The sequence below is a fragment of the Nonomuraea montanisoli genome (assembly GCF_013363975.1).
Taxonomy (GTDB): Bacteria; Actinomycetota; Actinomycetes; order Streptosporangiales; family Streptosporangiaceae; genus Nonomuraea; species Nonomuraea montanisoli.
This window is the reverse complement of the sequence record NZ_JABWGN010000009.1, coordinates 17,915-44,013: the sequence shown is the minus strand read 5'-3', so window position 1 is coordinate 44,013 and position 26,099 is coordinate 17,915. Positions and strand designations below refer to the sequence as shown.

Below are 26,099 nucleotides of genomic sequence, written 5' to 3'. Positions count from 1 at the left end.
AGGCATCGTGTCACCTGACCGGACCGGCGTGCCGCACGATCATCACGGCGACCGCGCCGGACGGCCGCGAACCGTCAGTGGCCCGCGTCCTCCCACGTACGGCCCACGCCGACCGAGACCTCCAGCGGCACCCGAAGGTGGTAGGCCGCGTTCATCTGGTCGCACACGAGCTGCCTCAGCGCCTCCAGCTCGCCCGGCGCCACCTCGAACACCAGCTCGTCGTGGACCTGCAGCAGCATCCGCGAGGCCAGCCGCTCCTCGGCGATCGCCTGGCGGACGTGCAGCATGGCGACCTTGATGATGTCGGCCGCCGAGCCCTGGATCGGGGCGTTGAGCGCCATCCGCTCGGCCATCTCGCGGCGCTGGCGGTTGTCGCTGGTCAGGTCGGGCAGGTAGCGGCGACGGCCCATGATGGTCTCGGTGTAGCCGTCGGTGCGGGCCTGGCGGACGATGTCCTGCAGGAAGTCGCGGACCCCGCCGAACTCCTGGAAGTACTCCTCCTTGAGCGCCCGCGCCTCGGCCACCGGGATGTTGAGCTGCCCGGACAGCCCGAAGTCGGACAGGCCGTAGGCGAGGCCGTAGTTCATGGCCTTGATGCGCGCCCGCAGCTCGCCGTCGACCTGCTCCGGCGGCAGGTCGAAGACGCGCGCCGCGGTGGCCTGGTGGAAGTCGTGCCCGGACTCGAAGGCCGCGATCAGCGACTCGTCGCCCGACAGGTGGGCCATGATGCGCAGCTCGATCTGGCTGTAGTCGGCGGTGAGCAGCGTCTCGTAGCCCTCGCCCACCACGAAGCCCTGCCGGATGCGCCGGCCCTCGGCGGTGCGGATGGGGATGTTCTGCAGGTTGGGCTTCTCGGACGACAGCCGGCCGGTGGCCGCGATGATCTGGTTGAAGGTGGTGTGGATGCGCCCGTCGTCGGCGACCTCCTTGATCAGCCCCTCGACGGTGGTGCGCAGCTTCTGCTGGTCGCGGTGGCGCAGCATGATGGTCGGCAGCTCGTGCTCGGTCTGGGTGGCGAGCCAGGCGAGCTGGTCGGCGTCGGTGCTGTAGCCGGTCTTGATCTTCTTGGTCTTGGGCAGGTTGAGCCGGACGAAGAGGATCTCCTGGAGCTGCTTGGGCGAGCCGAGGTTGAACTGCTCGCCGACGACCCGGTGGGCCTCCTCGACGGCGTGCTTGACCGCGGCGCCGAACTCCGCCTCCAGGCCCGAGAAGTACGGGCTGTCGACGGCGATGCCGGCCCGCTCCATCTCGGCCAGCACGGTCACCAGCGGCAGCTCCACGTCGGCCAGGAGCTGGGTGCCGCCGCGCCCGGCCAGGAAGCCCTCCAGGGCCTCGGCCAGCTCGCGCACCACGTGGGCGCGCAGCGCGAGGTCCTTGGCCGGGGCGTCCTCGTCGTCGCCGAACAGCGCGGCCTGGCCGTCGGACTCCTCCTCGGCCCGCAGGTCGCGGTTGAGGTAGCGGCGGGCGAGGTCCTCCAGCGTGAACGTGCGCTGGCCCGGCATCGCGAGGTAGGCGGCCAGCGCGGTGTCGCAGGCCAGCCCGCGCAGCGTCAGGCCCTGCGCCCACAGCGCGAGCATGGGGCCCTTGGCGTCGTGGACGGCCTTGGGCCGGGCCTCGTCCTCCAGCCAGGCGCGCAGCGCGCTCTCGTCGGCCTCGGTGAGCTTGACCGGGTCGATGTGGGCGGCCGTGCCGTCGGGCGAGGCGATCGCGATGCCGTCGACGCGTCCGGTGCCGCGGCCGTAGACGCCGCGGAAGGCCAGCCCGGCGCGGCCCTCGGGCATCGCGGCCAGCCAGCCGGCCACCCGGTCGGGGCCGAGCAGGACGGTCTCGACCTCGAAGCCCTGGTCGGGCTCGCGCTCGCCGGAGCCGAGCGTCTTGAAGACGCGCTCGCGCAGCTCGCCGCGGATCTGCAGGCTGTCGAAGAGCTTGTTGACCTCCTCGCGCTCCCAGGCGCCCTGCTGGAGGTCGGCCAGGTCGACGTCGAGGGCGACGTCGCGCAGCAGCTCGGTGAGGCGGCGGTTCATGAGCACCTGGGCGACGTGCTCGCGCAGCTTGTCGCCCACCTTGCCCTTGACCTCGTCGACCCGGTCGATCAGCGCGGTGAGCGAGCCGAACTCGCGCACCCACTTGGCCGCGGTCTTCTCCCCCACGCTCGGGATGCTGAGCAGGTTGTCGCTGGGGTCGCCGCGCAGCGCCGCGAAGTCGGGGTACTGGGCGGGCGTCAGGCCGTACTTCTCCTCGACCGCCTCCGGCGTGAAGCGGGTCATGTCGCTGATGCCGCGGCGGGTCATGAGCACGGTGACGTGCTCGTCGACGAGCTGGAGCGCGTCGCGGTCGCCGGTGACGACCAGCACGTTCATGCCCTCGGCCGAGGCGCGGGTGGCCAGCGTGGCGATGAGGTCGTCGGCCTCGAAGCCGGCCTTGGACAGGTGCGGGATGCGCAGCGTGTCGAGCAGCTCGTAGATGAGCTGCATCTGGCCGCGGAAGTCCTCGGGCGTCTCGCTGCGGTTGGCCTTGTAGGCGGCGTACTCCTCGTGCCGGAACGTGGGCTCGGACCGGTCGAAGGCCACGGCCACGTGCGAGGGCTGCTCGTCGCGCAAAATGTTGGTCAGCATCGAGGTGAACCCGTAGACCGCCTCGGTGTGCTGACCATCGGAGGTCATCAGGTTGGCGTCCTTGAGCGCGTAGAAGGCGCGGTAGGCCAACGAGTGCCCGTCGAGCAGCAGCAGGCACGGTCGGCTGGGGGTCACTTCAACTTTCGGCACACCCGCAGCCTAGTCTGCGACTGCGACAGAAAACCGCTGCCCCGAAGACTGGAGGCCACCTCTTGACGCAGACGGACCCCGCCGACGCGACGCGGACGGATCCTGCCGGCACGACGCGCATGGACGCCGCCGACATCGGCCTGTTCAACGCCGTCCACGAAGGCACGCTCCCCGAGCGCATGGGCATCGAGTTCGTGGAGGCCGGCGCGGAGCGGGTGGTGGCCCGCATGCCGGTGGAGGGGAACACGCAGCCGTACGGGCTGCTGCACGGCGGCGCCTCGGCGGTGCTGGCCGAGACGCTGGGCTCGGTGGGCGCGGCGATCCACGCGGGCCCGGAGCGGATCGCGGTCGGCATCGAGCTCAACGCGACCCATCACCGCTCCGCCACCTCCGGTCACGTGACGGGCGTGGCCACGCGCCTGCACGGCGGGCGGACGCTGGCGACGTACCACATCGAGATCACCGACGACCAGGGACGACTCGTCTGCACGTCGCGTTTGACCTGTATCTTGCGCGATCGTTGAACGCCACGCGCTCACGTCTCCCTTTGCACAGGGCCCCCGTGGGTCGCTACCGTTGTTCCCGAGCAGAGCCCGCAGGGGCGACCGAGTAGATAACGTGTGAGGCCGGGGAAGCCCCGCACGGTCCCAAAGGTCGCCCCTCGGGCTCGTTCTCGTTACGGGCCCGCGGCCCCGGCGCCGGCGCGGCGCGCGGGGCCGCTCGTCACCGGCCTGTCACAGCAGGGTCCTCGGCGTCAGCGACGATTCACCGCCTGACCTGCTGCGTTGTTTGCTCACGCCTGCGACACGCACATGTCACTAATTGGTGACGGACGATAGATAAGGTCCTCCTTCCCGCAATAAGCTCCCGCAACAGCATCGAGTTGTGCCTGCGATGCGCGCGTGTCGAGATGGAGGGGCACCCATACCCCGCCTTGACCTAATAGAGGGAGCACCATTGCGCAGAGCCGTGATCGCGTTCACGGCCTTCCTGAGTGGACTCGTCCTCCTGCTCACCGCCCCGGCCCAAGCGGCCACGGCGGACCAGGGCCTCAGAGGAACACTCACATTCCAAGGCCAGCCAGTGAATGGCGTGAAAATCGTCGTGACCACCGAGAGCGGACAACCCGTCGCGCAGGTCACCACCAACGCGCAAGGTACGTGGCAGGTGCCGGTCGAGAAGGCCGGCAGGTACAAGGTCACGCTGGACGTCGCCACGCTGCCCAAGAACGCGGCGGTCCGAGGCGGGAACAACGTCCGGACCCCGACGGTGTACGAGGGCAACATGTCCACCGTGCTGTTCGCCCTGCAGCCCAAGGGAGCGCCGGGGCAGCCCGCGGAGGAGGCGGGCGGCGAGGGCAGCTTCTGGACCCAGGCGGCGCAGCTCGCCTTCGAGGGCCTCAACCTCGGCCTCATCATCGCGCTCGCGGCGCTCGGTCTGTCGCTCATCTACGGCACGACCGGCCTGACCAACTTCGCCCACGGCGAGCTGGTCACGCTCGGCGCCATCCTCGCCTACGCCTTCAACGTCGGCGTCGGCCTGCACCTCATCCCCGCCGCGGTGATCGCGGTGATCCTCGCGGGCGGTCTCGGCTACGCGCAGGACCGGTTCTTCTGGGGGGCGCTGCGCAAACGGGGCACCGGCACCATCGCCATGATGATCATCTCGATCGGTGTGGCCCTCTTCCTGCGCTACGTGTTCCTCATCTTCTTCGGCGGCCAGAACGAGGCGTTCGCCCAGTACACCGCCCAGCCCGGCATCGAGATCGGCCCGATCTCGGCGGCGCCCAAGAACTTCGTCGCCATGGGCATCGAGCTGCTCGTCCTGATCGTGGTCGGTGTCGCGCTGCTGCGCACCCGCACCGGCAAGGCGGCCCGCGCCGTCGCCGACAACCCGGCGCTGGCCTCGTCGTCCGGCATCAACGTCGACCGGGTCATCCGCATCATCTGGACCATGGGCGGCGCCATCGCCGCGCTGGCCGGCATCATGCTCGGCCTGTCGCAGAACCTGAAGTACACGATGGGCCAGGACATCCTGCTGCTCATCTTCGCCGGCGTCACGCTCGGCGGCCTCGGCACCGCGTTCGGCGCCCTCGTCGGCTCCCTCATCGTCGGCCTGTTCATCCAGCTGTCCACCCTCTGGGTGCCGCCGGAGCTCAAGTCGGTCGGCGCGCTCGCCGTGCTCATCATCGTGCTCCTCTTCCGGCCGCAGGGCATCCTCGGCCGCCGAGAGCGGATCGGCTGACGGGGGGAACCATGGACTGGGTAACGATCATCTCCACCACCGTCAAGGCCGCCGTCGGCGTCGAGACGGTGCTCTACGCGCTCGCCGCCATCGGCATCAACGTCCACTTCGGCTACACGGGCCTGCTGAACTTCGGCCAGGCGGCGTTCATGGCCGTGGCCGGCTACGGCCTCGCGGTCACCGTCACCGTGCTCGGGCTGCCGTTCTGGGTCGGCATCGGCGTCGGCCTGCTGGCCGCCGTCCTGCTGGCGATCATCCTCGGCATCCCGACCCTGCGCCTGCGCGCCGACTACCTGGCCATCGTCACGATCGCCGCGGCCGAGATCATCCGGCTCATCTTCCGGTCGGTGGCCTTCAAGAACGTCTTCGGCGGCTCCGACGGCCAGCGCGGCTTCTCCGATGGCTTCTACGCGCTCAACCCCTTCCCGGAGGGCGACTACGGCTTCGGCTGGTTCACCTTCAACAACCGGGTCACCTGGGTGCTGTTCGTGGGCTGGATCCTCATCGCCCTGTCGTGCCTCATCGTGTACCTGCTGATGAAGAGCCCGTGGGGCCGGGTGCTCAAGGCCATCCGCGAGGACGAGGACGCGGTGCGCGCCCTCGGCAAGAACGTCTTCTCGTACAAGATGCAGTCGCTCATCCTCGGCGGCGTCATCGGCGCGCTCGGCGGTTTCATCTACGGCCTGGCCTTCGCCTCCGTCCAGCCGGACATCTTCGGCACCGAGACCACCTTCTTCGCGTACACGATCGTCATCCTCGGCGGCGCGGCCCGCGTCCTCGGCCCCGTCGTCGGCTCGATGATCTTCTGGGTGCTGCTGGTCCTGGTCAACGGCATCCTGAGCGGCGCGGTCGAGGCCGGCTACCTGCCCTTCATGGCGCCCACCCAGGTGGGCCCGGTGCGCTTCCTCCTGGTCGGCATAGGACTCATCCTCTTGCTCGTCTACCGGCCACAGGGCATCTTCGGTGACAAGAGGGAGATTGCAATCGATGCACGCTGACAGCACCACCAACCCCGTGACGGCGACGACCGAGCGCAAGGCCGCGGCCCTGGCCGCGTTCAAGGACCTCGCCCGCGACCCCGGCGTGCCCAAGCCCGACCCGATCCTCGTGGTGGACAAGGTGGTGCGCCGCTTCGGCGGCCTGACCGCCGTCGAGGTGGAGCACGTCGAGATCCAGCGCGGCTCCATCACCGCGCTGATCGGCCCGAACGGCGCCGGCAAGACGACCTTCTTCAACCAGCTCACCGGCTTCGACACCGCCGACGCCGGCGAGTGGACGTTCAAGGGCCGCCCGATGAACGGCGTGCCCGCCCACAAGGTGGCGCGCGCCGGCATGGTCCGCACCTTCCAGCTCACCAAGGCGCTGTCGCGGCTCACCGTCATGGAGAACATGCGCCTCGGCGCCCAGCAGCAGAAGGGCGAGAGCTTCTTCCGGGCGCTCCTGCCGAACCTGTGGCGCGGCCAGGAGGACGAGATCACCGAGCGGGCCGAGGACCTGCTCACCAGGTTCAAGCTCGCCGCCAAGCGCGACGACTTCGCCGGAGCCCTGTCGGGCGGCCAGCGCAAGCTGCTGGAGATGGCCCGCGCGCTGATGGTGCAGCCCGAGCTGGTCATGCTTGACGAGCCCATGGCCGGCGTCAACCCCGCCCTCACCCAGTCGCTGCTCGGCCACGTGAAGGACCTGCGCGAGCAGGGTATGACCGTGCTGTTCGTCGAGCACGACATGGACATGGTCCGCGACATCAGCGACTGGGTCATCGTCATGGCCCAGGGTGCGGTGATCGCCGAGGGGCCGCCGGACACCATCATGTCCGACCCCCGCGTCATCGACGCCTACCTGGGCGCGCACCACGACGCGCCGCTGTCGGAGACGGAGCTGCAGGAGCAGCTTCACGAGGCGGAGGCGGAGCTCGAGGCAGAGATCGAGGAGGAGACTCAGAAGTGAACACCGTCCCCGAGTCCTCGAAGGCCGAGCAGCCCGCTCAGGAGGGCGCCGAGGCCCCCGAGAGCCCCTCTGCGACGGCCGCGACCGCCGAGGCGGCCGAGACGTCCCGGCAGGCCGTCACGGACCGCAGCGCGCACCTCAAGGGCGCGGAGAGCGCCGTGCTGCGCTGCGACGAGCTGATCGCCGGCTATCTGCCCGGCGTCAACATCCTCAACGGCTCCGACCTGTACGTCGGCGAGGGCGAGCTGATCGGCATCATCGGCCCCAACGGCGCCGGCAAGTCGACGCTGCTCAAGGCCATGTTCGGGCTCGTCACCATCCGCAGCGGCACGGTGAAGCTCAAGGGTGAGGACATCACCAACATGAAGGCGCACCAGCTGGTCTCGCGTGGCGTGGGCTACGTCCCGCAGACCAACAACGTCTTCCCGAGCCTCACCATCGAGGAGAACCTCGAGATGGGCGCCTTCCAGGTGCCCGGCAAGTTCAAGGAGCGCTTCGAGTTCGTCGCCGAGCTGTTCCCCGCGCTCAAGGAGCGGCGCAAGCAGCGCGCCGGCTCCCTGTCGGGCGGCGAGCGGCAGATGGTGGCCATGGCCCGGGCGCTCATGACCGAGCCGTCGGTGCTGCTGCTCGACGAGCCGTCGGCCGGCCTGTCGCCCAAGCTGCAGGACCTGGTGTTCATCCAGGCCCAGCAGATCAACAAGGCGGGCGTCACGGTCATCATGGTCGAGCAGAACGCCCGGCGCTGCCTGCAGATCTGCCACCGGGGCTACGTCCTCGACCAGGGCCGCAACGCCTACACCGGCACCGGCCGGCAGCTCGCCAACGACCCCAAGGTGATCGAGCTGTACCTCGGCACCCTGGCCAAGGCGTGACAGCCGCGTTCGCGGCATAACGGTTATCGCACAACGGCGAAGGGGCTCCCCACGGGAGCTCCTTCGCCGTTTCAATGACGGGTGTGAGACGAATCGTGGTGACCGCGCTGCTCGTGCCGCTCCTGTCGATCCTCGCCGCCTGCCAGAACACGCCCGCCGCCACGGCCGGCAGGTACAGCACGGGCGGGGACCCCACCGACGACCCGTGCGCCCGGGTCGTCTCCGCCATCGGGTACGCCGACCTCCTGCTGAAGCCCAGGGGGCAGGAGGGCGACCAGTACTTCGAGGACGCCGTGCTGGGACGCCTGGCCGAGGCCCGGGGCATCACGCTGCAGTACGGCCCCTCCCTGCCCGACTCGCTGGCGCCCGCCGTGAAGGACGTCGAGGCCGCGACGGCGGGGCTGTCGCGCGCCGACGTGCCCCGCGCCCGGCAGGTGGAGCTGCTGAAGAAGTACCGCGCCGCGACCGACCGGATCAAGGCCGGCTGCGCCTGACCCCGGCGGACAGCGACGGGGCCCGGTCCGTGCGGACCGGGCCCCTTCGACGGCTTGCGCGAGCGGTCAGCCGGAGATGTTGCCGGTGCGGTACTCGAGCGCCTTGGTGGCGTACTTGTTGTCCTTGCCGTACTGGTAGATGCCGATCGTGGCGACGGCCGGGTCACCGGCGTCGTTGAACTCGACCGGGCCGCTGACGCCCTCGTAGTCGATGTCCTTGCCGGCCTTCAGCAGCTCCACGCACGACTTGAAGTCGTTGCACTTCTCGCCGCCCTTGCTGACCTCGGCCAGCTTCTTGGCGATGTCGGTGCCCGCGTCGCTCTTGGCGGCCTCGGCGGCCAGCGCCAGCAGGTTGGTCGCGTCGTAGGACTCGGGGCCGTAGCTGAAGTCCTGGAGCTTCGGGTTGGTGGCCATGAGCTTCTTCTGGAACTCCTCCGGAGCCGCGGCGCCCGGGATCGTGCCCTTCACGCCCGTGAGGGTGCCCGCGGGCATCTTCACGTAGTTGGTGTTGGAGGTGTTGCCGTCGACCATGTACCACTTGTGCTTGCTGGCGGGCATGCCCTGCTTGACCAGCTCCTGCACGACCTTCGAGGTCTCCTCGAAGCCGATGAGCACGATGCCCTTCGGGTTCTTGGCCTTGATCTTCGCCACGTCGGCGGAGAAGTCGGCGGCCTTCGGGTCGTAGTCGACCCGCTCGACGACCTGGCCACCGGAGTCGGTGATGGTCTTGGAGACCTGGTCGGCCAGGCCGGTGCCGTAGGAGTCCTGCATCGCCAGGATGCCGACCGTGTCGTTGCCGTCGGCCACCACGAGGTCACCCAGCACGCGGCCCTGCAGCTTGTCCGGCGGGGACGTGCGGAAGTAGAGGCCCTTGTCCTCGATCGTGGTGAACTTGTCGGAGGTGTTGGCGGGCGAGAACTGGATCACACCGGCACCGGTGATCTTGTCGATCACCGACTCCGACACCGAGGACGACGCCGCGCCGATGATGGCGTCGGCCTTCTGCGCGAGCAGCTTGTCGACCGACTGCGAGGCGATGTTGGTGGTCGTGTCACCCGAGTCGGTGTCGTACTTGACCACGGGCTTGCCGAGCACGCCGCCTGCCTCGTTGATCTCCTTGACCGCAGCGTCCACGCCCGCGGTCTCAGGCGGGCCGAGGAAGGCCAGCGAGCCCGTCTGCGGCAGTAGCGTGCCAAGCGTGAGCGTGCCGTCACCCTTAGCCGCGGGGGCCGCGGAAGACGGCGCCGCCGCGGACTCGGACGGCTGAGTGGCGGTGTCGCTGCCACCACCGCAAGCCGTAAGAGCGAGGCTGGCGGCAGCGGCGACTGCCAGCGCCCGCCCCACGGGAGCAATGCGGACCATGAAGTGTCTCCTTCATCTCCAGGCCGGGACCGGTCAGCACCGCCGACGTTCCCGATCGAATGACGGAAACGTACAAAACCGCCATGGCCCGGAACCAGATGCCGTCCTGAACTGTCGGCACTTGGATGCGGAGTCGTAATCAGTCCTCAACTTACGAGAGCCGCTCAAGGTTGCCTAATGTGCGTGCCGTGAAGCACTTTAGGGTCCCCCTGGTCATGGTGGTTGTGCTGACGGGTTGCGGCAGCCCCGGCAGACCGGCCGAACCCTCGTCACGACCACCCTACGGGGTCTCCGTCTCCCTGGCCCAATGGCGCTCCGACGAGCCCGCGCACGCCATCGAGGTCGCTGTCCGCAATACCACGGACACGCCCGTACATTTCACCGACGTCCAGCTGATCTCGCCGTCATTCAAAACTCTTCCACCGGAAAGCAAGGACTCCACCATCGGGCGCACCGAGCGCACCGATCTCCGCATTCCCTTCGGTGAGGCGAACTGCTCGCCCCGGGGGCTGCCGGAGGTCCGGCCCGCCACGGTCGCGGCCCGCGTCCGCGTCGGCTCCGAGCCGCCGCGCAGGGTCGTCTTCCCGGTGCCGCACCCGGACCCGCTGCTGGCCCGGCTGCTGCGCGACGAGTGCTCGGCCTTCCTCGTCAAGCAGGCCGCCGACATCGCCTTCGGCCCGGACTGGAAGCGGGACGGCGACCTGATGCGCGGCACCCTCGTGCTGACCAGGCGCGGGGCGGGCCGGGTGGCGGTCGGCTCCGTGGACGGCACGACCCACTACATCGTGACGCCCGCCCGCAGGGCCAGGCCGCTGGTGGTGCTGGAGGCGGGGGCCGCGCGGGCCGAGGCGCCGATCGCGCTCTCGCCCGGCCGCTGCGACCCGCACGCGTTCGCCGAGGCCAAGAAGGCGTTCCTGTTCCCCGTGCGGGCCTCGGTGGACGGCGGCGAGGAGCGCGTGGTCATCGTGCAGCCGCCAGCCGAGCGGCAGAAGGAGCTGATCGACTACGCGCTGGAGGTGTGCGGCCTGAAGAAGTGAGCCTCCGGGCCGCGCCCGGCCCTCAGGCGCGGGGCGCCGCGTCCTCGATGACGATCTGCGCGACCTCGCGCATGCTCAGCCGGCGGTCCATGGACGCCTTCTGGATCCACCGGAACGCCTGCGGCTCGCTCCACCCGTGGGCCGCCATGAGCAGCCCCTTGGCGCGCTCGACCAGCTTGCGGGTCTCCAGCCGCTCGGAGAGGCTCGACACCTCCGCGCTCAGGGCCACCATCTCCTCGTGCCGGCTGACCGCCATCTCGATGGCGGGCACGAGGTCGGCCTTGGTGAACGGCTTGACGAGGTAGGCCATGGCCCCCGCGTCCCTGGCCCGCTCGACCAGGTCGCGCTGGGAGAAGGCGGTCAGGATGAGGCACGGCGCGATCCGGTCGGCCGCGATCCGCTCGGCGGCCGAGATGCCGTCGAGGACGGGCATCTTGACGTCGAGGATCACGAGGTCGGGCTTGAGCTCGGCCGCCAGCCTGATGGCCTGCTCACCGTCACCGGCCTCGCCGACGACGACGTAGCCGTCCTCCTCGAGCATCTCCTTGAGATCGAGGCGGATCAGTGCCTCGTCTTCCGCGATCACCACTCGCCGCTGCGTACTCACGAGCAGAAGAGTACAGATGTCCGCTAGATTAGAGCCACGTCGGTGCTGGCCGGCCGCCGAGTTGGGCTACGCTTTGGCCGTGCGAGACTGTTGATCCGGACTTGTCCGGATCTTTGCCTCGGTATCCCAATTGGCAGAGGAAGCGGATTCAAAACCCGCGCAGTGTGGGTTCGAGTCCCACCCGAGGCACCTGACGAACCGCTCGGCGCGACCGCCGGGCGGTTTCGCCGTTCTCCGGGGAGCGTGGCCAGGCGCACGACGGTCCGGGCGCACGAGAGGTAGTGACGCGGGCGGGCCGGGAGCGGCCCAAGTCTTCGTAAAACCTCCTTGAGACGTACCGATATGGGGCTCTTGCGGCATATGTGACATGCGTAGGGAATGTCGGCGGCGGTGATGTATCCCGGCAGGAGGTGGGACGATGGCGCTGAGCGAGGCCGAGCGGCAGGCGTTCCTGGCCGGCCCGCACATCGCGGCGCTGTCGGTCGAGGCCGGGACGGAGCGGGCGCCGCTGGTCGTGCCCGTCTGGTACGCCTACAGCCCCGGCGGCGAGGTGTGCCTGCTCACCGGCGGCGACTCGCGCAAGGCCCGGCTGATCGGCAAGGCGGGCCGCTTCTCGCTGCTGGTCCAGCGGTCCAGCCCGACCTACCGGTACGTGTCGGTCGAGGGCCCCGTCGTCGGGTCGAGCCCGACCACGCCGGAGGACCTCACCCTGATCGCGGCCCGGTACCTGGCGGCCGACGCGCTGCCCGGCTACGTGGGCGGCTCGGACACGAGGGCGCTGGTGACGTTCCGGATGCGGCCCGAGCACTGGCTCTCCGCCGACCTCGGCTCCGTGTGACGGTATTTTGTGCCCGTGACTGCTATCGACCCCACCGTGACCGGCGCGTACGGCATCGGCCTGGCCACCGTCGCCGCCGACGGCACCGTTCTCGACACCTGGTTCCCGGCCCCCGAGCTGGGCGAGCCGCCCGCGGCCGGCACCGAGCGGCTCGACGCCGCCGAGGCCGGCGACCTCGCCTCCCTGGTCGGGCCCGACCCGCTGCGGGGCGTGGAGGTGGTGGCGGTGCGCACCGGCATCGCCAAGCTCTCCGAGCCGCCCGCGGACGCCCACGACGCCTACCTCAGGCTGCACCTGCTGTCGGCCCGCCTGGTCAGGCCGCACGGGCTGAACCTCGACGGGTTGTTCGGCGTGCTGGCGAACGTGGCCTGGACCAACCACGGGCCGTGCGCGGTCGAGGGCTTCGAGCAGACGCGGGTGCGGCTGCGGGCGAGGGGCCCGGTCACGGTGTACGGGGTGGACAAGTTCCCGCGGATGGTCGACTACGTGCTCCCCACGGGGGTCCGCGTGGCCGACGCCGACCGGGTGCGGCTCGGCGCGCACCTGGCCAGTGGCACGACGGTGATGCACGAGGGCTTCGTGAACTTCAACGCCGGCACGCTGGGCGCCTCGATGGTGGAGGGCCGCATCTCGGCCGGCGTGGTCGTGGGCGACGGCTCCGACGTGGGCGGCGGCGCGTCGATCATGGGCACGCTCTCGGGCGGCGGCAAGGAGGTCATCTCCATCGGCGAGCGCTGCCTGCTCGGCGCCAACGCCGGGGTGGGCATCTCGCTGGGCGACGACTGCGTGGTCGAGGCCGGCCTGTACGTGACGGCCGGCACCAAGGTGGGCCTCCCGGACGGGCGCGTGGTCAAGGCCAGGGAGCTGTCCGGGAGCAACGGCCTGCTGCTGCGCAGGAACTCGCGGACCGGCGCGGTCGAGGCGGTGCCGCGCACGGGCCAGGGCATCGAGCTGAACGCGGCCCTGCACCAGAACTGACGCAGGCGAACGGCCGGGCCCCCGGATGGGGTCCGGCCGTTCGCTTCGGACGCGTGCTCAGTCGCGCGCCGGCCACAGGCCGGGGCCGAAGACGTCGTAGTGGACGTCACGGGGCGCGACACCCGCCGCGACGAGCCGGGCCCGGGCGTCGCGCAGCGACACCACGTCGGCCGTCTCCTGGCGCCGCTCGACGACCCGCCGGCGCCGCCAGGTGACGCCGCCGCTCGCGCCGGCCGCGGCGTAGCGCCGGGCCTCCAGGGAGATGTCGGCGAAGGCGGTCAGTCGCGTACCCCTACGGTAGGCGCCGGGTCCACGGGCTGGTGATCGCGCGCGTGCCGGGAGGCTCCGGCCACGCGTCGTCCTGCGGGAGCGCGGCCGGCCTCTCCTCGGTCATGGCCGCGCTTCCGGACGGTGCGCGCCTCGGGCCGGGCCGCCCCGGAAGGCCGGGGCCCGGTGGGGCGGTCAGTCGGCGGGGCGGTCAGTTGGCGTGGGAGACCGCGGAGCCGATGGTGTGGACGCGCAGGGCGTTGGTGGAGCCGGGCGTGCCGGGAGGGGACCCGGCGACGATGACGACCTTGTCGCCCTTCTCCAGCCGGCCGAGCGACAGCAGCGACGCCTCGACCTGCCGCACCATGTCGTCGGTGTGGTGGACGAACGGCACGTGGAACGTCTCCACGCCCCACGTCAGCGAGAGCTGGCCGCGCACGTGCGGCGCCGAGGTGAAGGCGAGCAGCGGGATCGGCGAGCGGTAGCGGGCCAGGCGGCGGGCCGTCTCACCCGACATGGTGAACGCCACCAGGGCCTTGGCGCCGACGATGGCGCCGACCTCGGCGGCGGCCCGGGCGATGGCGCCGCCGGTGGTCTCGGGCATGCGCTCCAGGGTGTGGGTGGCGTGCAGCGAGTGCTTCTCGGCGGCGCACGCGATGCGGTCCATGGTGGACACGGCCTCGATCGGATAGCTGCCGACCGAGGTCTCGCCGGAGAGCATGACCGCGTCGGCGCCGTCCATGACCGCGTAGGCGACGTCGGACGCCTCGGCGCGGGTGGGGCGCGGCGCGCTCATCATCGAGTCGAGCATCTGGGTGGCGACGATGACCGGGCGGGCCTTCTCGCGGCACAGCTCGATGATGCGCCGCTGCACGATCGGCACCTGCTCCAGCGGGAGCTCCACGCCGAGGTCGCCGCGGGCGACCATGATGCCGTCGAACGCCTCGACGATCTCGGGCAGTCGGTCGACCGCCTGCGGCTTCTCGATCTTGGCGAGCAGGGGCAGGCGGACGGCCTCCTGCTCCATGATGTTGCGCACCACGTCGGCGTCGGAGGGGCGGCGGACGAACGACAGGGCGATCATGTCGAAGCCCGTGCGCAGCGCCCAGCGCAGGTCGGCCTCGTCCTTGTCGGTGAGCGCGGGCGCGCTGACGTTGACGCCCGGCAGGTTGAGGCCCTTGTTGTCGGAGATCATGCCGCCGATGACCACGCGGGTGATCACGCGGTCGCCGTCGACGCGGGTGACCTCCAGCACGAGGCGGCCGTCGTCGACGAGGATCGTGTCGCCGGGGCGCACGTCGCCCGGCAGCCCCTTGTACGTCGTGGAGACCTGGTCGCGGTCGCCCGGCACGTCCTCGGTGGTGATGGTGAAGACGTCGCCGAAGCCGAGCCGGACCGGGCCCTCCTCGAACTTGCCGACGCGGATCTTGGGGCCCTGCAGGTCGGCGAGCACGCCTACGCCGCGGCCGAGGTCGGCCGCCACCTCCCTGACCCGGTCGTAGATCTCCCGGTGCACCTCGTGGGTGCCGTGGCTGAGGTTGAACCGGGCCACGTCCATGCCGGCGGAGATCAGCTCGCGCAGGCGTTCAGGGGACGACGTGGCGGGGCCTAGGGTGCAGACGATTTTCGCGCGACGAGTCACGAGTCCTACCTTAATTGGTACAGACCACTTGGCAGTCACGGACGACGGAGAAGGTAGCCGCCGTAGCTCAGCGCGATCACGGCCGCGAGGGCCGCGCGCACCACGTCGGTGTACTGCTCCGGGTAGATGACTCCCTCGATGTAGTGGTCGATGAAGCCGCTGGGAGGCAGAGCCGGCAGGCCGGCCCCGCGGCGGCCCCAGTCTTCCAGAACCGTCAGCGGGCAGTCGACGCCCGCGAGGACGGACAGCAGTGCCCAGCATACGACGGCCACGTGCGCCCAGATCGCCCGCCTCCACCTCCAGGCGAGGAACCCGCCCACGGCGAGGTAGGCGAGGAAGGCGAAGTGCACCACCATCGCCAGGTCCGCGACCAGGCGATACATCACCTCTTCACGGTAGCCGCCTTCAGCGCGTCCACGATGCCGTGGCCGTAGAAGCCGTTCTTGGACTTCCCGCCCTCGCAGGTCTGGGTCTCGCTCTCGCCGTACACCTTGTAGACGTAGCCGCGGGGCCGCGGGCACGCCTTGTGCCGGGCGGTGCCGTAGAGCAGCCGCTGCGTCTCGGCGGGGTCGAGCTGAAGTCCGCCCTTGCCGGGCTTGCCGAAGCGGCCGACGAGCAGGGCCGCGACGCCGGTGGCGTGCGGCGCGGCCATGGAGGTGCCCTCCATGTACTGGTAGTACGAGCACGGGCCCTTGGAGCAGTCGCGGACGACCTCGGAGGACTTGGGCTTGCCCGAGGCGTCGAGCTTGCCGGCGGCGCGCAGCGCCGCCTCCGGGGCCGCGGCCAGGATGCCGCGACCGACGGAGGTGCCCTTGCCGTCGAGGGTGTCGCCGCCGGGCGCCGCCAGGTCGGTCTGCTCGGTCCCGTAGTCGCTGTAGATGGCCTTGCGCCCGGACGGGCCCACCGAGGAGATCGAGATGGCGCCCTTGGACTCGGCGGGCACGTTGATGCAGGAGTTGTCGACCTTGCGGACCTTCTCGTCGCCGCGCGGGTAGCCGGGGCTGTCCTTGTCGAGCTTGGGCCTGCCGAGGTCGGTGGCGCCGTTGCCGAGGGCGGAGATCAGCGTGACGCCCCGCTTGCGGGCGTAGTCGAGGGCGCGCTGCATGCCGGTGACGATGGCGCGCTGCTCCAGTTGCTCCTTCTTGCTGTCGGCCTTGTTGTGGGCGCAGTTGAACAGCCACGGGTCCACGTAGTAGCTCATGTTGACGACGTCCACGCCGATGTCCCCGGCGTAGGTGAGCGCGTCGAGGCTGGCCTTGAGGAAGAAGTACCCGGAGTCCTGTCCGGCCCGGATGTTGACCAGGCTGACGCCGGGGGCCACGCCGGCGATGCCGATGCCGTTGATCGGCGAGCCGATGGTGCTGGCGACGTGGGTGCCGTGGCCGTCGTCGTCGCGGTCGACGGGGTCCTTGCAGCCGCTGACCTCGCAGGGGCCGTCGAGGGTGTCGCCGTTCAGGTCCTTGGGCCGGTCGGTGACGAAGTTGCGGCTGAGGGCGCGGTCGAAGTTCGGGGCGATGTCGGGATGGGTGCCGTCGACGCCGGTGTCGATGATGCCGACGAGCACCTTCCTGTTGCCGCCGGCCTTGGCGTGCGCCTTGTCGGCGCCGATCATCCGCATGTCCCACTGGCGGGAGGCCAGCGGTTCGCCGGAGGAGTCGCCGGTCGCGATCGACGGCCCGTCGGGGAAGGCCCGCGCCGTGAGGCGGCTCGCCCCGTCCGCGGAGGAGCCGGAGGAGGCGGAGGAACCGGAGGAGGCCACGGGAGCGGTGAGGGCGCTCCTGGGGGCGGACAGGGCCGAGGGGAAGCCGCGCCAGGAGGCGCCGGTGGAGGAGGCGTAGCCGATCGCCCGGTCGGTGGACACGCCGACGACGGCCGGGTCGTCGCCCAGCGCGCCGACGAAGGCGTCTCCCCCGCCCTCGGCGATCAGGTAGCCGAGCCTGGCGTCGCCGCCCACGGCCCTGCCTCCCGCGCGGTCCACGGCGGAGCGGGCGTCCCCCTGGTGCCCGCCGGCGTAGAAGACGAGGTAGGAGGCCATCGGCGCGGCGGCGGTCGCGGCAGTGGGCGCTCCGGCGGGCGCACAGGCGGCGAGCGCCGCCGCCGTGGTGAGCACCGTGAGGCCAGCGACAAGTCCCCGCATTCTTCCCCCATTCGCCCGCATACGCAGATTTCGCATCCTTCCGGCACGGGGCGCAGGATGCAACTCATGCGCCGACGGGTGCCGACGGGGTGAAGCGCACGGGCATCGACTCGTAGCCGGAGATGAAGTTGGCCGGACGGAACGCCGGCTCCCCCGCGCCGACCGGCTCCAGGTCGGGCATCCGCCGCAGCAGCCGCTCGACCATGGTCCTGACCTCCAGCCGGGCCAGGCTGTTGCCCAGGCAGAAGTGGCTGCCGAAGCCGAAGGCGATGTGGTCGTTCGGGGTGCGGGCCACGTCGAAGCGGTACGGGTCGGCGAACACCGTCTCGTCGCGGTTGGCCGACGGGTAGAGCAGCAGCACCTGGTCGCCCGCGCGCAGGTGCTGCCCGCCCAGCTCGGTGTCCGCGACGACGGTGCGGTTCATGTTCTTGATCGGCGAGACCCAGCGGAGCATCTCCTCGACCGCCGCCGGGATGCGGGAGAGGTCCTCGGCGAGGGCGCGGCGCTGGTCGGGGTGGACGAGGAGCTGGTACACGCCTCCGGACAGGACGTGGCGGGTGGTCTCGTCGCCGCCGATGAGGATGAGCAGGCACTCGTACAGCAGCGAGTCGCGGTCCAGGCGGTCGCCGTCCACCTCCGCGTGCACGAGGGTGCTGATGAGGTCGTCGCGGGGGCAGCCGCGCCGGTCGTCGATCACCCGGGTCGCGTACTCCTCGTACTGCTCGAACGCCTCGCCGGCCCGGACGAGCAGCTCGCTGTCGGCCTGCCCGACCAGGCCGCGCAGCATGTCGTCGGACCAGCGCATCAGCGCGTCACGGTCCTCGGGGGCCACGCCGAGGGCGTCGCCGATGACGATCAGCGGGAGCGGCGCGGCGATGTCCCAGACGAAGTCGCACTCCCCGCGCTCGCACACCCGGTCGAGGATCTGGTCGCACAACTGCCCGATCCGCTCGGCCTGGGCCGCCACGCGGCGCGGCGTGAAGCCCCGGCTGACGAGCCGGCGGCGCAGCATGTGCGCCGGGTCGTCCATGTCGATCATCATGGGGAGCGGGCCGGAGTCGGGCCGGATGCCCTGGGCGCTGGAGAACGCCCGGGGGTTCAGGGAGACCCGGCGGACGTCGCGGTAGGACGCGACGCCCCACACCTTCCCGTCCCAGTAGACCGGGGCGTTCTCCCGCATCCAGCGCAGCTCCTCGTGCGGGTCGCGGCCCCAGAAGGCGCCGCTGGTGAGATCGATGGCGTCGTTGACCGGATGGTCGACGGCGTGCCCGACCGAATGATCCGTCACCGCTCGTCCTTTCGCCGGAGGCTGTGCGTCACCACTCAACCAACCAAGCGATAGGTTGACAAGTCCCGGCGGCACCCACCGTAACGGCCGTGACCGAAAATCCGGGAACGCGTTGACGGAGATGATCAGAGGATGGGAGAAAGATCGCGAACCTCCCCCTCCGGAAGGCAGTACATGCGCGCTCTCCTACGCGGACTGGTGGCGGCGGCCCTGCTGGGCACGACCGCCGTCGCCCCGGCCGCGCCCGCGTCGGCGGCGGCCGTGACGGTCACCGTCGACGCCCTGACCGTGAGCCTCGCCTCCCCCGTGGAGCACCGCCCCTTCACCGCCACCGCCAAGGTCCGCGCCTCGCAGCCGCTGGCCGTCGAGGCGCTCACCGTCGCCGTACGCGACGCCGCGGGCGAGATCGTCGACTTTCCCGGCGCGATCGCGACCACCCTCACCACCACCGCGAAGACGTTCACGACCGAGCCCCGGGCCTACCCGGCGGGCACCTACACCTACCGGGTCGCCTACCTGGCCGGCGGCGTGTGGACGAACCTGACGCCGGCCAGGTCGTTCACCGTGGCGCCCAACCCGGTGACGTTCGAGCAGACCTTCGACGGCGCCCAGGGCGGCGGCCCCAACACCGGTTTGAGCAAGCCGGTGTGGTTCAACGATCCCTGCTGGCAGGCGGCCTGCACCGGCAGCATCGCCGAGTACAGGATGGACCACGCCAAGCTCGACGGGCAGGGCCACCTCGTGCTCACCGCCGACACCGCCGTCACGCCGGGCGCCAGGTGCGGCGACAAGGCGTGCCGGTACGCCGCGGCCCGCCTGACCATGCTCGACTGGGAGAACAACGAGGGCCTGCCCGCCTGGTCGCAGACGGGCGGCCACTTCGAGGTGCGGATGCGGGCGCCGGTGGGCAAGGGCCTGTGGCCCGCGTTCTGGACGGTCGGCGGGAACAACGCCACGGTCGAGTGGCCGCTCAGCGGCGAGATCGACGTCGTCGAGACCCGCGGCCACGAGCCCGCGCTGGTCGAGCAGCACGTCCACGGCGGCGACCCGTACAGGCAGTGGGGCGACAGCACCCCGCTGCCCGCCGGGCAGACCATCGACGGCTGGCACACCTACGCCGTGGACTGGGACGCGGGCGCGAACGGCTCCATCAAGTGGTCGGTGGACGGCGTGGTCACCCGCACGCTGACGGCCGCCGAGGCCGGCGCCACGTGGGGGCAGTCCTTCCGCCACGCGCACACGCTGATCCTCAACCTGGCCGTGGGCGGCGCCGGCGACTGGGTCGGCGACCCGGACGCGAACACGGTGTTCCCGGCCAAGCTCGTGGTGGACCACGTACGGGTCTACCAGAAGCCGCTGGCCTGACGAGAGCAGGACAAGCCGGAAGCGCCCGCCCGGAACGGGTTCCGGGCGGGCGCTTCTCGTTCGGGGCGGCGCGTCAGACGAGCGGGCGCGCCGTCGGCAGGATCGGGTACGGCAGCGCCGTCTCGCCCGTCAGGTACCGGTCGACGCCGGAGGCGGCGGCCCGGCCCTCGGCGATGGCCCAGACGATGAGCGACTGACCGCGGCCCATGTCGCCCGCCACGAAGACGCCGTCCACCTTCGACATGTACGTCTTGTCGCGCGCGACGTTGCCCCGGGCGTCGTAGAAACCGTCGCCCGCGACCTCGGACAGGTCCTCCAGCAGGGAGCCCTTCTCCGGGCCGACGAAGCCCATGGAGAGGGTGACCAGCTCGGCGGGGATCTCCCGCTCGGTGCCGGGGACGGGCCTGAAGCCGTTCTGGGGGCCCTCGACCTCGACCAGGCGCAGCGCGCGGACGTTGCCCGCCTCGTCGCCGACGAACTCGGTGGTGGAGACGGCGTAGACGCGGTCGCCGGCGCCGTCCTCCAGCTCCTCGTGCGCGCTCTCCATCTTGAACAGGATGGGGAACGTCGGCCACGGCTGGCTGCCCGGCCGCGACGCCGGCGGCCTCGGCATGATCTCCAGCTGGGTGACCGAGAGCGCGCCCTGGCGGATGGCGGTGCCGATGCAGTCGGCGCCGGTGTCGCCGCCGCCGATGACGACGACGTGCTTGCCCTCGGCCGTGATGGGCGGCTCGGCGAGGTCGCCCTCCTGCACCTTGTTGGACAGCGGCAGGTACTCCATCGCCTGGTGGACGCCGTTCAGCTCGCGGCCGGTGACGGGCAGGTCGCGCCACTGGGTGGCGCCGCCCGACAGCACGACCGCGTCGAACTGCTCGCGGAGCTGGGCGGCCGTGACGTCCACGCCGACGTTGACGCCGGTGCGGAACTCGGTGCCCTCGGCCCGCATCTGGGCGAGGCGGCGGTCGATGTGCCGCTTCTCCATCTTGAACTCGGGGATGCCGTAGCGCAGCAGGCCGCCGATGCGGTCGGCCCGCTCGAAGACCACCACGTCATGCCCGGCGCGGGTGAGCTGCTGGGCGGCGGCCAGCCCGGCGGGGCCGGAGCCGACCACGGCGACGCGCTTGCCGGTCCTGCGGGCCGGCGGCTGCGGCGTCACCCAGCCCTCGGCGAACGCCCGGTCGATGATCTCGACCTCGACCCGCTTGATCGCCACCGGGTCGGAGTTGATGCCGAGCACGCACGCCGCCTCGCACGGGGCGGGGCAGAGCCGACCGGTGAACTCCGGGAAGTTGTTGGTGGCGTGCAGCCGCTCGATCGCCTCGCGCCAGTCGGTGCGGTAGACGAGGTCGTTCCACTCGGGGATGAGGTTGCCGAGCGGGCAGCCGTTGTGGCAGAACGGGATGCCGCAGTCCATGCAGCGGGCCGCCTGCTTCGTCAGCTTCTCCTGCGGGAAGTCCTGGTAGACCTCCTGCCAGTCGCTGATGCGGACGTCCACGGGGCGGCGCGCCGGCAGCTCGCGGTCGTACGTGAGAAACCCCTTGGGGTCGGCCATCGGTTACGCCTCCCTTAACCCTTGATCGCAGCGGACATGACCGCCTCGTCGACGTCGCGGCCCTCGATGCGGGCGGCCTCGGCCGCGCGCAGGACCCTCTTGTAGTCGGTCGGCATGACCTTGCCGAACCGGCCGAGCGCGGACTGCCAGTCGGCGAGCAGCTCCTTGGCCGCCGGCGAGCCGGTCTCGGCGAAGTGCTTCTCGACCGTCTCGCGCAGGAACTCGGCGTCCTCCTCGGTGAGCTGCTCGATGGCCACCATCTCGCGGTTGACCCGCTCGGGCCGGAGGTCGAGCAGGTAGGCGACGCCGCCGGACATGCCGGCCGCGAAGTTGCGGCCGGTGGGCCCGAGGACGACGACCCGGCCGCCGGTCATGTACTCGCAGCCGTGGTCGCCGACGCCCTCGACGACCGCGGTGGCGCCGGAGTTGCGCACGCAGAACCGCTCGCCGACGACGCCGCGGACGAACACCTCGCCGGAGGTCGCGCCGTACAGGGCGACGTTGCCGGCGATGATGTGGCCGTCGAGCGGCGCCTCGTCGTGCGGGCGGACCGTGAGGCGGCCGCCGGACAGGCCCTTGCCGAGGTAGTCGTTGGCGTCGCCGGCCAGCCGCAGCGTGACGCCGCGGGGCAGGAAGGCGCCGAGCGAGTTGCCGGCCGAGCCGGTGAACGAGATGTCGATCGTGTTGTCGGGCAGGCCGGCTCCGCCGTACCGCTTGGTCACCTGGTGGCCGAGCATGGTGCCGACCGTGCGGTTGACGTTGCGGATGGGCAGCTCCAGCGTGACCGGGGTGCCGTGCTCCAGCGCGCCCTCGGCGAGCTGGATGAGCGTGTTGTCGAGGGCGTGCCGCAGCCCGTGGTCCTGCTCGACCGTGCGGCGCAGCGGGGTGCCCTCGGGCAGCTCGGGCCGGTGCAGGATCGGCGACAGGTCCAGGCCGTTGGCCTTCCAGTGGTTCTCGGCCGCCGCCACGTCGAGCAGCTCGACGTGGCCGATGGCCTCCTCCAGCGAGCGGAAGCCGAGCTGGGCGAGGTACTCGCGGATCTCCTCGGCGATGAACTCGAAGAAGTTCACCACGAACTCGGGCTTGCCGCTGAAGCGCTTGCGCAGCTCGGGGTTCTGCGTGGCGACGCCCACCGGGCAGGTGTCGAGGTGGCAGACCCGCATCATCACGCAGCCGGACACGACGAGCGGAGCGGTGGCGAAGCCGTACTCCTCGGCGCCGAGCAGGGCGGCGATGACGACGTCGCGGCCGGTCTTGAGCTGGCCGTCGACCTGCACGACGATGCGGTCGCGCAGCCCGTTGAGCAGCAGCGTCTGCTGGGTCTCGGCCAGGCCGAGCTCCCAGGGGGCGCCCGCGTGCTTGAGCGAGGTCAGCGGGGAGGCGCCGGTGCCGCCGTCGTGGCCGGAGATGAGCACGACGTCGGCGTGCGCCTTGGACACGCCCGCCGCGACCGTGCCGACCCCGACCTCGGCGACGAGCTTGACGTGCACGCGCGCCTCGGGGTTGGAGTTCTTCAGGTCGTGGATGAGCTGGGCGAGGTCCTCGATCGAGTAGATGTCGTGGTGCGGCGGCGGCGAGATGAGGCCGACGCCGGGCGTGGAGTGCCGGGTCTTGGCCACCCACGGGTAGACCTTGTGGCCGGGAAGCTGGCCGCCCTCGCCGGGCTTGGCGCCCTGGGCCATCTTGATCTGCAGGTCGGCGGCGTTGACGAGGTACTCGCTGGTGACGCCGAAGCGGCCGGAGGCCACCTGCTTGATGGCCGACCTGCGCTCGGGGTCGTACAGGCGCTCGGGGTCCTCGCCGCCCTCGCCGGTGTTGGACTTGCCGCCCAGGCGGTTCATCGCGATGGCGAGCGTCTCGTGCGCCTCGCGCGAGATCGAGCCGTACGACATCGCGCCGGTGGAGAACCGCTTGACGATCTCGGAGACCGGCTCGACCTCCTCGATGGGGATCGGCGTCCGGTCCGACTTCAGCTTGAACAGGCCGCGCAGGGTCATGAGCCGCTCGGACTGGGAGTCCACCAGGTCGGTGTACTCCTTGAAGATCTCGTAGCGGCGGGTCCTGGTGGCGTGCTGGAGCTTGAAGACGGTCTCGGGGTTGAACAGGTGCGGCTCGCCCTCGCGCCGCCACTGGTACTCGCCGCCGATCTGGAGGCTGCGGTGCGCGTTGGGCACGCGCGGGTAGGCGTGGCGGTGCCGCTCGGCGACCTCGCGGGCCAGCACGTCGAAGCCGACGCCGCCGAGCCGGGAGGTGGTGCCGGTGAAGCAGGAGTCGATGACCTCCTGGCTCAGGCCGAGCGCCTCGAAGATCTGCGCGCCGGTGTAGGAGGCCACGGTCGACACGCCCATCTTGGACATGACCTTGATGACGCCCTTGCCGTACGCCTTGATCAGGTTGCGGACGGCCTTGCGCCGGTCGCCCGCCAGCACGCCGGTCTCGACGAGGTCCTCGACGGTCTCGATCGCGAGGTACGGGTTGACCGCGCCGGCGCCGTAGCCGATGAGCAGCGCCATGTGGTGGCACTCGCGGGCCTCGCCGGTCTCGATGACCAGGCCGATCTTGGTGCGGGTCTTCTCCTGGATCAGGTGGTGGTGGACCGCGCCGGTCAGCAGCAGCGACGGGATCGGGGCGAGCTCGGCGGAGGAGCCGCGGTCGGACAGCACGATGATCCGCGCGCCCTCCGCGATCGCCGCGGACACCTCGGCGCGGATCTCCTCCAGGCGGTGGAGCAGCGCCTCGCCGCCGCCCGAGACCTGGTAGAGGCCCGAGACGACGTGCGGGTGGAAGCCGGGCAGGTCGCCCTCGTCGTTGATGTGGATGATCTTTGCGAGCTCGTCGTTGTCGATCACCGGGTACGGCAGGACGAGCTGGCGGCAGGAGGTGGGGCCGGGGTCGAGCAGGTTGCCCTCGGGGCCGAGCACGCTGGCCAGCGAGGTGACCAGCTCCTCACGGATGGCGTCCAGCGGCGGGTTGGTGACCTGCGCGAAGAGCTGCGTGAAGTAGTCGAACAGCAGCCGCGGCTTCTCGCTGAGCACGGCGACGGGCGTGTCGGTGCCCATCGATCCGATCGGCTCGGCGCCGGTCCTGGCCATCGGGCTCAGGATGATCCGCAGCTCCTCCTCGGTGTAGCCGAAGGTCTGCTGGCGCTTGATCAGCGCCTCGTGGGTGGGGATCTCCCGCTGGCGGGCGGGCAGCTCCTCGAAGCGGACCAGGCCGGCGTGCAGCCAGTCCTCGTACGGCAGCTCGGCGGCGAGCTCGGCCTTGATCTCGTCGTCCTCGATGATCTTGCCGCGGGCGGTGTCGATGAGGAACATCCGGCCGGGCTGCAGGCGGCCCTTGCGGACCACGTCGCCGGGGGCGAAGTCGAGCACGCCCGCCTCGGAGGCCAGCACGACGAGGCCGTCGGCGGTCACCCAGAAGCGGCCGGGGCGCAGGCCGTTGCGGTCGAGGACGGCGCCGGCCAGCGTGCCGTCGGTGAAGGTGATCGAGGCGGGGCCGTCCCACGCCTCCATCATCGAGGAGTGGAACTCGTAGAAGGACCGGCGGGCCGGATCCATCTCGGTGTGGTTCTCCCACGCCTCGGGGATCATCATGAGCACCGCGTGCGGCAGGCTCCGGCCGCCGATGTGCAGCAGCTCCAGGGCCTCGTCGAAGCTGGCGGTGTCGCTGCCGTCCGGGTCGCAGATCGGGAAGAGCCGCGAGATGTCGCCCGGGATGTGGGCGGAGGCCAGCATCGCCTCGCGGGCGCGCATCCAGTTGCGGTTGCCCTTGACCGTGTTGATCTCGCCGTTGTGGGCGATGTAGCGGTACGGGTGGGCCAGCGGCCAGCTCGGGAAGGTGTTGGTGGAGAAGCGGGAGTGGACCAGCGCGATGGCCGTGTCGTACCGCTCGTCGCTCAGGTCGGGGAAGAACGGCTCGACCTGCTCCGGGGTGAGCATGCCCTTGTAGACGATCGTCCGGGCGCTCAGCGAGGGGAAGTAGACGCGGGCCTCGTGCTCGGCGCGCTTGCGCAGGCAGAAGGCCAGCCGGTCGAGCTCGACGCCCGACTCGCCGGCGGGGCCGGCGACGAAGAGCTGCGCGAAGTGCGGCATGACCGCCCGCGCGCTGGGGCCCGGCAGGGCCCGGTCGACCGGCACCTCGCGCCAGCCGAGCACGGTCAGGCGCTCCTCGGCCGCGATCTCCTCGATCAGCCGCACGGCGGCGGCGCGCTCCTCCTCGCCGGCCGGCAGGAACGCCGTGCCGGCGGCGTAGCGCCCGGCCTCGGGCAGCTCGAAGGGCACGTTCGCGCGCAGGAAGGCGTCGGGGATCTGCGTGAGGATGCCGGCTCCGTCGCCGGTGTCCGGCTCGCTACCCTTGGCCCCCCGGTGGTCGAGATTGAGCAGGGCCGTCAGCGCCTTCACCACGATCCCGTGCCCACGGCGGCCGGCGACGTCGGCCACCATGGCCACACCGCAGGCGTCATGCTCGTTGGCGGGGTGGTAGAGGCCCTGGGGCTCGGGGAACCCGAGGCGGGCAGCAGGCATTGAATCCCTCCCGTCGTCATCGTCTGTTCGAAACTGCTCAACAGGCGGGGACGACGTTGGCCCTGCTGCGTTGTGCGTAGAGGTTACCGCACCCATCTCACATGGTGCCCGCTCTGTCCGCATTGCGAACATTGCCCCTATCTGGAGCTGGGCATTTCCACTGACGCAACACCGTAAACCATGG

19 protein-coding genes and 1 tRNA gene are annotated in these 26,099 nt (G+C 70.9%); 11 read left to right on the top strand and 9 right to left on the bottom strand.

Going from position 1 to position 26,099, the window contains the following annotated elements; all coding sequences use genetic code 11:
• Positions 1–74: 74 nt before the first annotated feature.
• Complete coding sequence (gene polA / locus HTZ77_RS23485; RefSeq protein WP_175591839.1) at positions 75–2,765, bottom strand: DNA polymerase I; 2,691 nt, start codon at positions 2,763–2,765, stop codon at positions 75–77.
• A 119-nt stretch (positions 2,766–2,884) separates the two neighbouring features.
• Here polA and HTZ77_RS23480 point away from each other — a divergent pair, with 119 nt between their 5' ends.
• The 6 genes from HTZ77_RS23480 to HTZ77_RS23455 all read left to right on the top strand — a co-directional run bounded on the left by HTZ77_RS23480 (position 2,885) and on the right by HTZ77_RS23455 (position 8,319).
• Complete coding sequence (locus tag HTZ77_RS23480; protein ID WP_175592170.1) at positions 2,885–3,289, top strand: PaaI family thioesterase; 405 nt, start codon at positions 2,885–2,887, stop codon at positions 3,287–3,289.
• Between the two features lie 568 nt (positions 3,290–3,857).
• Positions 3,858–5,009, top strand: coding sequence for a branched-chain amino acid ABC transporter permease (locus HTZ77_RS23475; protein WP_328808724.1), 1,152 nt, complete (start codon positions 3,858–3,860; stop codon positions 5,007–5,009).
• A gap of 11 nt (positions 5,010–5,020) precedes the next feature.
• A complete protein-coding gene (locus tag HTZ77_RS23470; RefSeq protein WP_175591837.1) occupies positions 5,021–6,007 on the top strand; it encodes a branched-chain amino acid ABC transporter permease in 987 nt (328 codons plus the stop codon).
• Positions 5,997–6,953 carry an ABC transporter ATP-binding protein gene (locus HTZ77_RS23465; protein ID WP_175591836.1) on the top strand — a complete coding sequence of 319 codons (957 nt, stop codon included), beginning with the start codon at positions 5,997–5,999 and terminating at the stop codon, positions 6,951–6,953. Before HTZ77_RS23470 ends, HTZ77_RS23465 begins: the two co-directional genes overlap by 11 nt.
• Positions 6,950–7,825, top strand: a complete 876-nt coding sequence (locus HTZ77_RS23460; RefSeq protein WP_175591835.1) for an ABC transporter ATP-binding protein — start codon at positions 6,950–6,952, stop codon at positions 7,823–7,825. Before HTZ77_RS23465 ends, HTZ77_RS23460 begins: the two co-directional genes overlap by 4 nt.
• Before the next feature lie 83 nt (positions 7,826–7,908).
• Positions 7,909–8,319 carry a hypothetical protein gene (locus HTZ77_RS23455; protein ID WP_175591834.1) on the top strand — a complete coding sequence of 137 codons (411 nt, stop codon included), beginning with the start codon at positions 7,909–7,911 and terminating at the stop codon, positions 8,317–8,319.
• 66 nt (positions 8,320–8,385) lie between these two features.
• Here the strand turns inward: HTZ77_RS23455 and HTZ77_RS23450 are convergent, their stop codons facing one another.
• A complete protein-coding gene (locus HTZ77_RS23450; RefSeq protein WP_175591833.1) occupies positions 8,386–9,681 on the bottom strand; it encodes an ABC transporter substrate-binding protein in 1,296 nt (431 codons plus the stop codon).
• A 215-nt stretch (positions 9,682–9,896) separates the two neighbouring features.
• On the opposite strand from HTZ77_RS23450, the gene HTZ77_RS23445 reads away from it, so the two are divergent.
• Entirely contained in the window at positions 9,897–10,718 is an 822-nt protein-coding gene (locus tag HTZ77_RS23445) for a hypothetical protein (RefSeq protein ID WP_205303284.1), read from the top strand.
• A 22-nt stretch (positions 10,719–10,740) separates the two neighbouring features.
• Here the strand turns inward: HTZ77_RS23445 and HTZ77_RS23440 are convergent, their stop codons facing one another.
• A complete protein-coding gene (locus HTZ77_RS23440; RefSeq protein ID WP_328808723.1) occupies positions 10,741–11,325 on the bottom strand; it encodes an ANTAR domain-containing response regulator in 585 nt (194 codons plus the stop codon).
• Between the two features lie 115 nt (positions 11,326–11,440).
• Here HTZ77_RS23440 and HTZ77_RS23435 point away from each other — a divergent pair.
• The 3 genes from HTZ77_RS23435 to dapD all read left to right on the top strand — a co-directional run bounded on the left by HTZ77_RS23435 (position 11,441) and on the right by dapD (position 13,141).
• A tRNA-Leu gene (locus HTZ77_RS23435) sits at positions 11,441–11,514 on the top strand.
• Between the two features lie 229 nt (positions 11,515–11,743).
• A complete protein-coding gene (locus tag HTZ77_RS23430; protein WP_175591831.1) occupies positions 11,744–12,163 on the top strand; it encodes a pyridoxamine 5'-phosphate oxidase family protein in 420 nt (139 codons plus the stop codon).
• Between the two features lie 15 nt (positions 12,164–12,178).
• On the top strand, positions 12,179–13,141 hold the full coding sequence (gene dapD, locus HTZ77_RS23425) for a 2,3,4,5-tetrahydropyridine-2,6-dicarboxylate N-succinyltransferase (RefSeq protein ID WP_328808722.1): 963 nt from the start codon (positions 12,179–12,181) through the stop codon (positions 13,139–13,141).
• A gap of 478 nt (positions 13,142–13,619) precedes the next feature.
• Here dapD and pyk read toward each other — a convergent pair whose 3' ends face one another.
• The 4 genes from pyk to HTZ77_RS23405 form a co-directional block, all read right to left on the bottom strand.
• Positions 13,620–15,050 carry a pyruvate kinase gene (gene pyk / locus HTZ77_RS23420; RefSeq protein ID WP_175591829.1) on the bottom strand — a complete coding sequence of 477 codons (1,431 nt, stop codon included), beginning with the start codon at positions 15,048–15,050 and terminating at the stop codon, positions 13,620–13,622.
• A 35-nt stretch (positions 15,051–15,085) separates the two neighbouring features.
• Positions 15,086–15,433, bottom strand: a complete 348-nt coding sequence (locus HTZ77_RS23415; RefSeq protein WP_205303391.1) for a DUF2784 domain-containing protein — start codon at positions 15,431–15,433, stop codon at positions 15,086–15,088.
• Positions 15,433–17,187: a S8 family peptidase gene (locus HTZ77_RS23410; protein WP_175591827.1), complete on the bottom strand. Its 1,755-nt coding sequence runs from the start codon at positions 17,185–17,187 to the stop codon at positions 15,433–15,435. The genes HTZ77_RS23415 and HTZ77_RS23410 overlap by 1 nt, the downstream gene beginning before the upstream one ends.
• 64 nt (positions 17,188–17,251) lie before the next feature.
• Entirely contained in the window at positions 17,252–18,475 is a 1,224-nt protein-coding gene (locus HTZ77_RS23405; RefSeq protein ID WP_328808721.1) for a cytochrome P450, read from the bottom strand.
• Between the two features lie 174 nt (positions 18,476–18,649).
• Between HTZ77_RS23405 and HTZ77_RS23400 the strand changes: the two genes are divergently transcribed.
• Complete coding sequence (locus tag HTZ77_RS23400) at positions 18,650–19,840, top strand: glycoside hydrolase family 16 protein (protein ID WP_175591826.1); 1,191 nt, start codon at positions 18,650–18,652, stop codon at positions 19,838–19,840.
• A gap of 73 nt (positions 19,841–19,913) precedes the next feature.
• On the opposite strand, the gene HTZ77_RS23395 is transcribed toward HTZ77_RS23400, so the two are convergent.
• Together HTZ77_RS23395 and gltB are read right to left on the bottom strand one after the other, a co-directional pair.
• On the bottom strand, positions 19,914–21,392 hold the full coding sequence (locus HTZ77_RS23395) for a glutamate synthase subunit beta (RefSeq protein WP_175591825.1): 1,479 nt from the start codon (positions 21,390–21,392) through the stop codon (positions 19,914–19,916).
• Between the two features lie 14 nt (positions 21,393–21,406).
• Positions 21,407–25,915: a glutamate synthase large subunit gene (gltB, locus tag HTZ77_RS23390; protein WP_175591824.1), complete on the bottom strand. Its 4,509-nt coding sequence runs from the start codon at positions 25,913–25,915 to the stop codon at positions 21,407–21,409.
• Between the last annotated feature and the right edge of the window lie 184 nt (positions 25,916–26,099).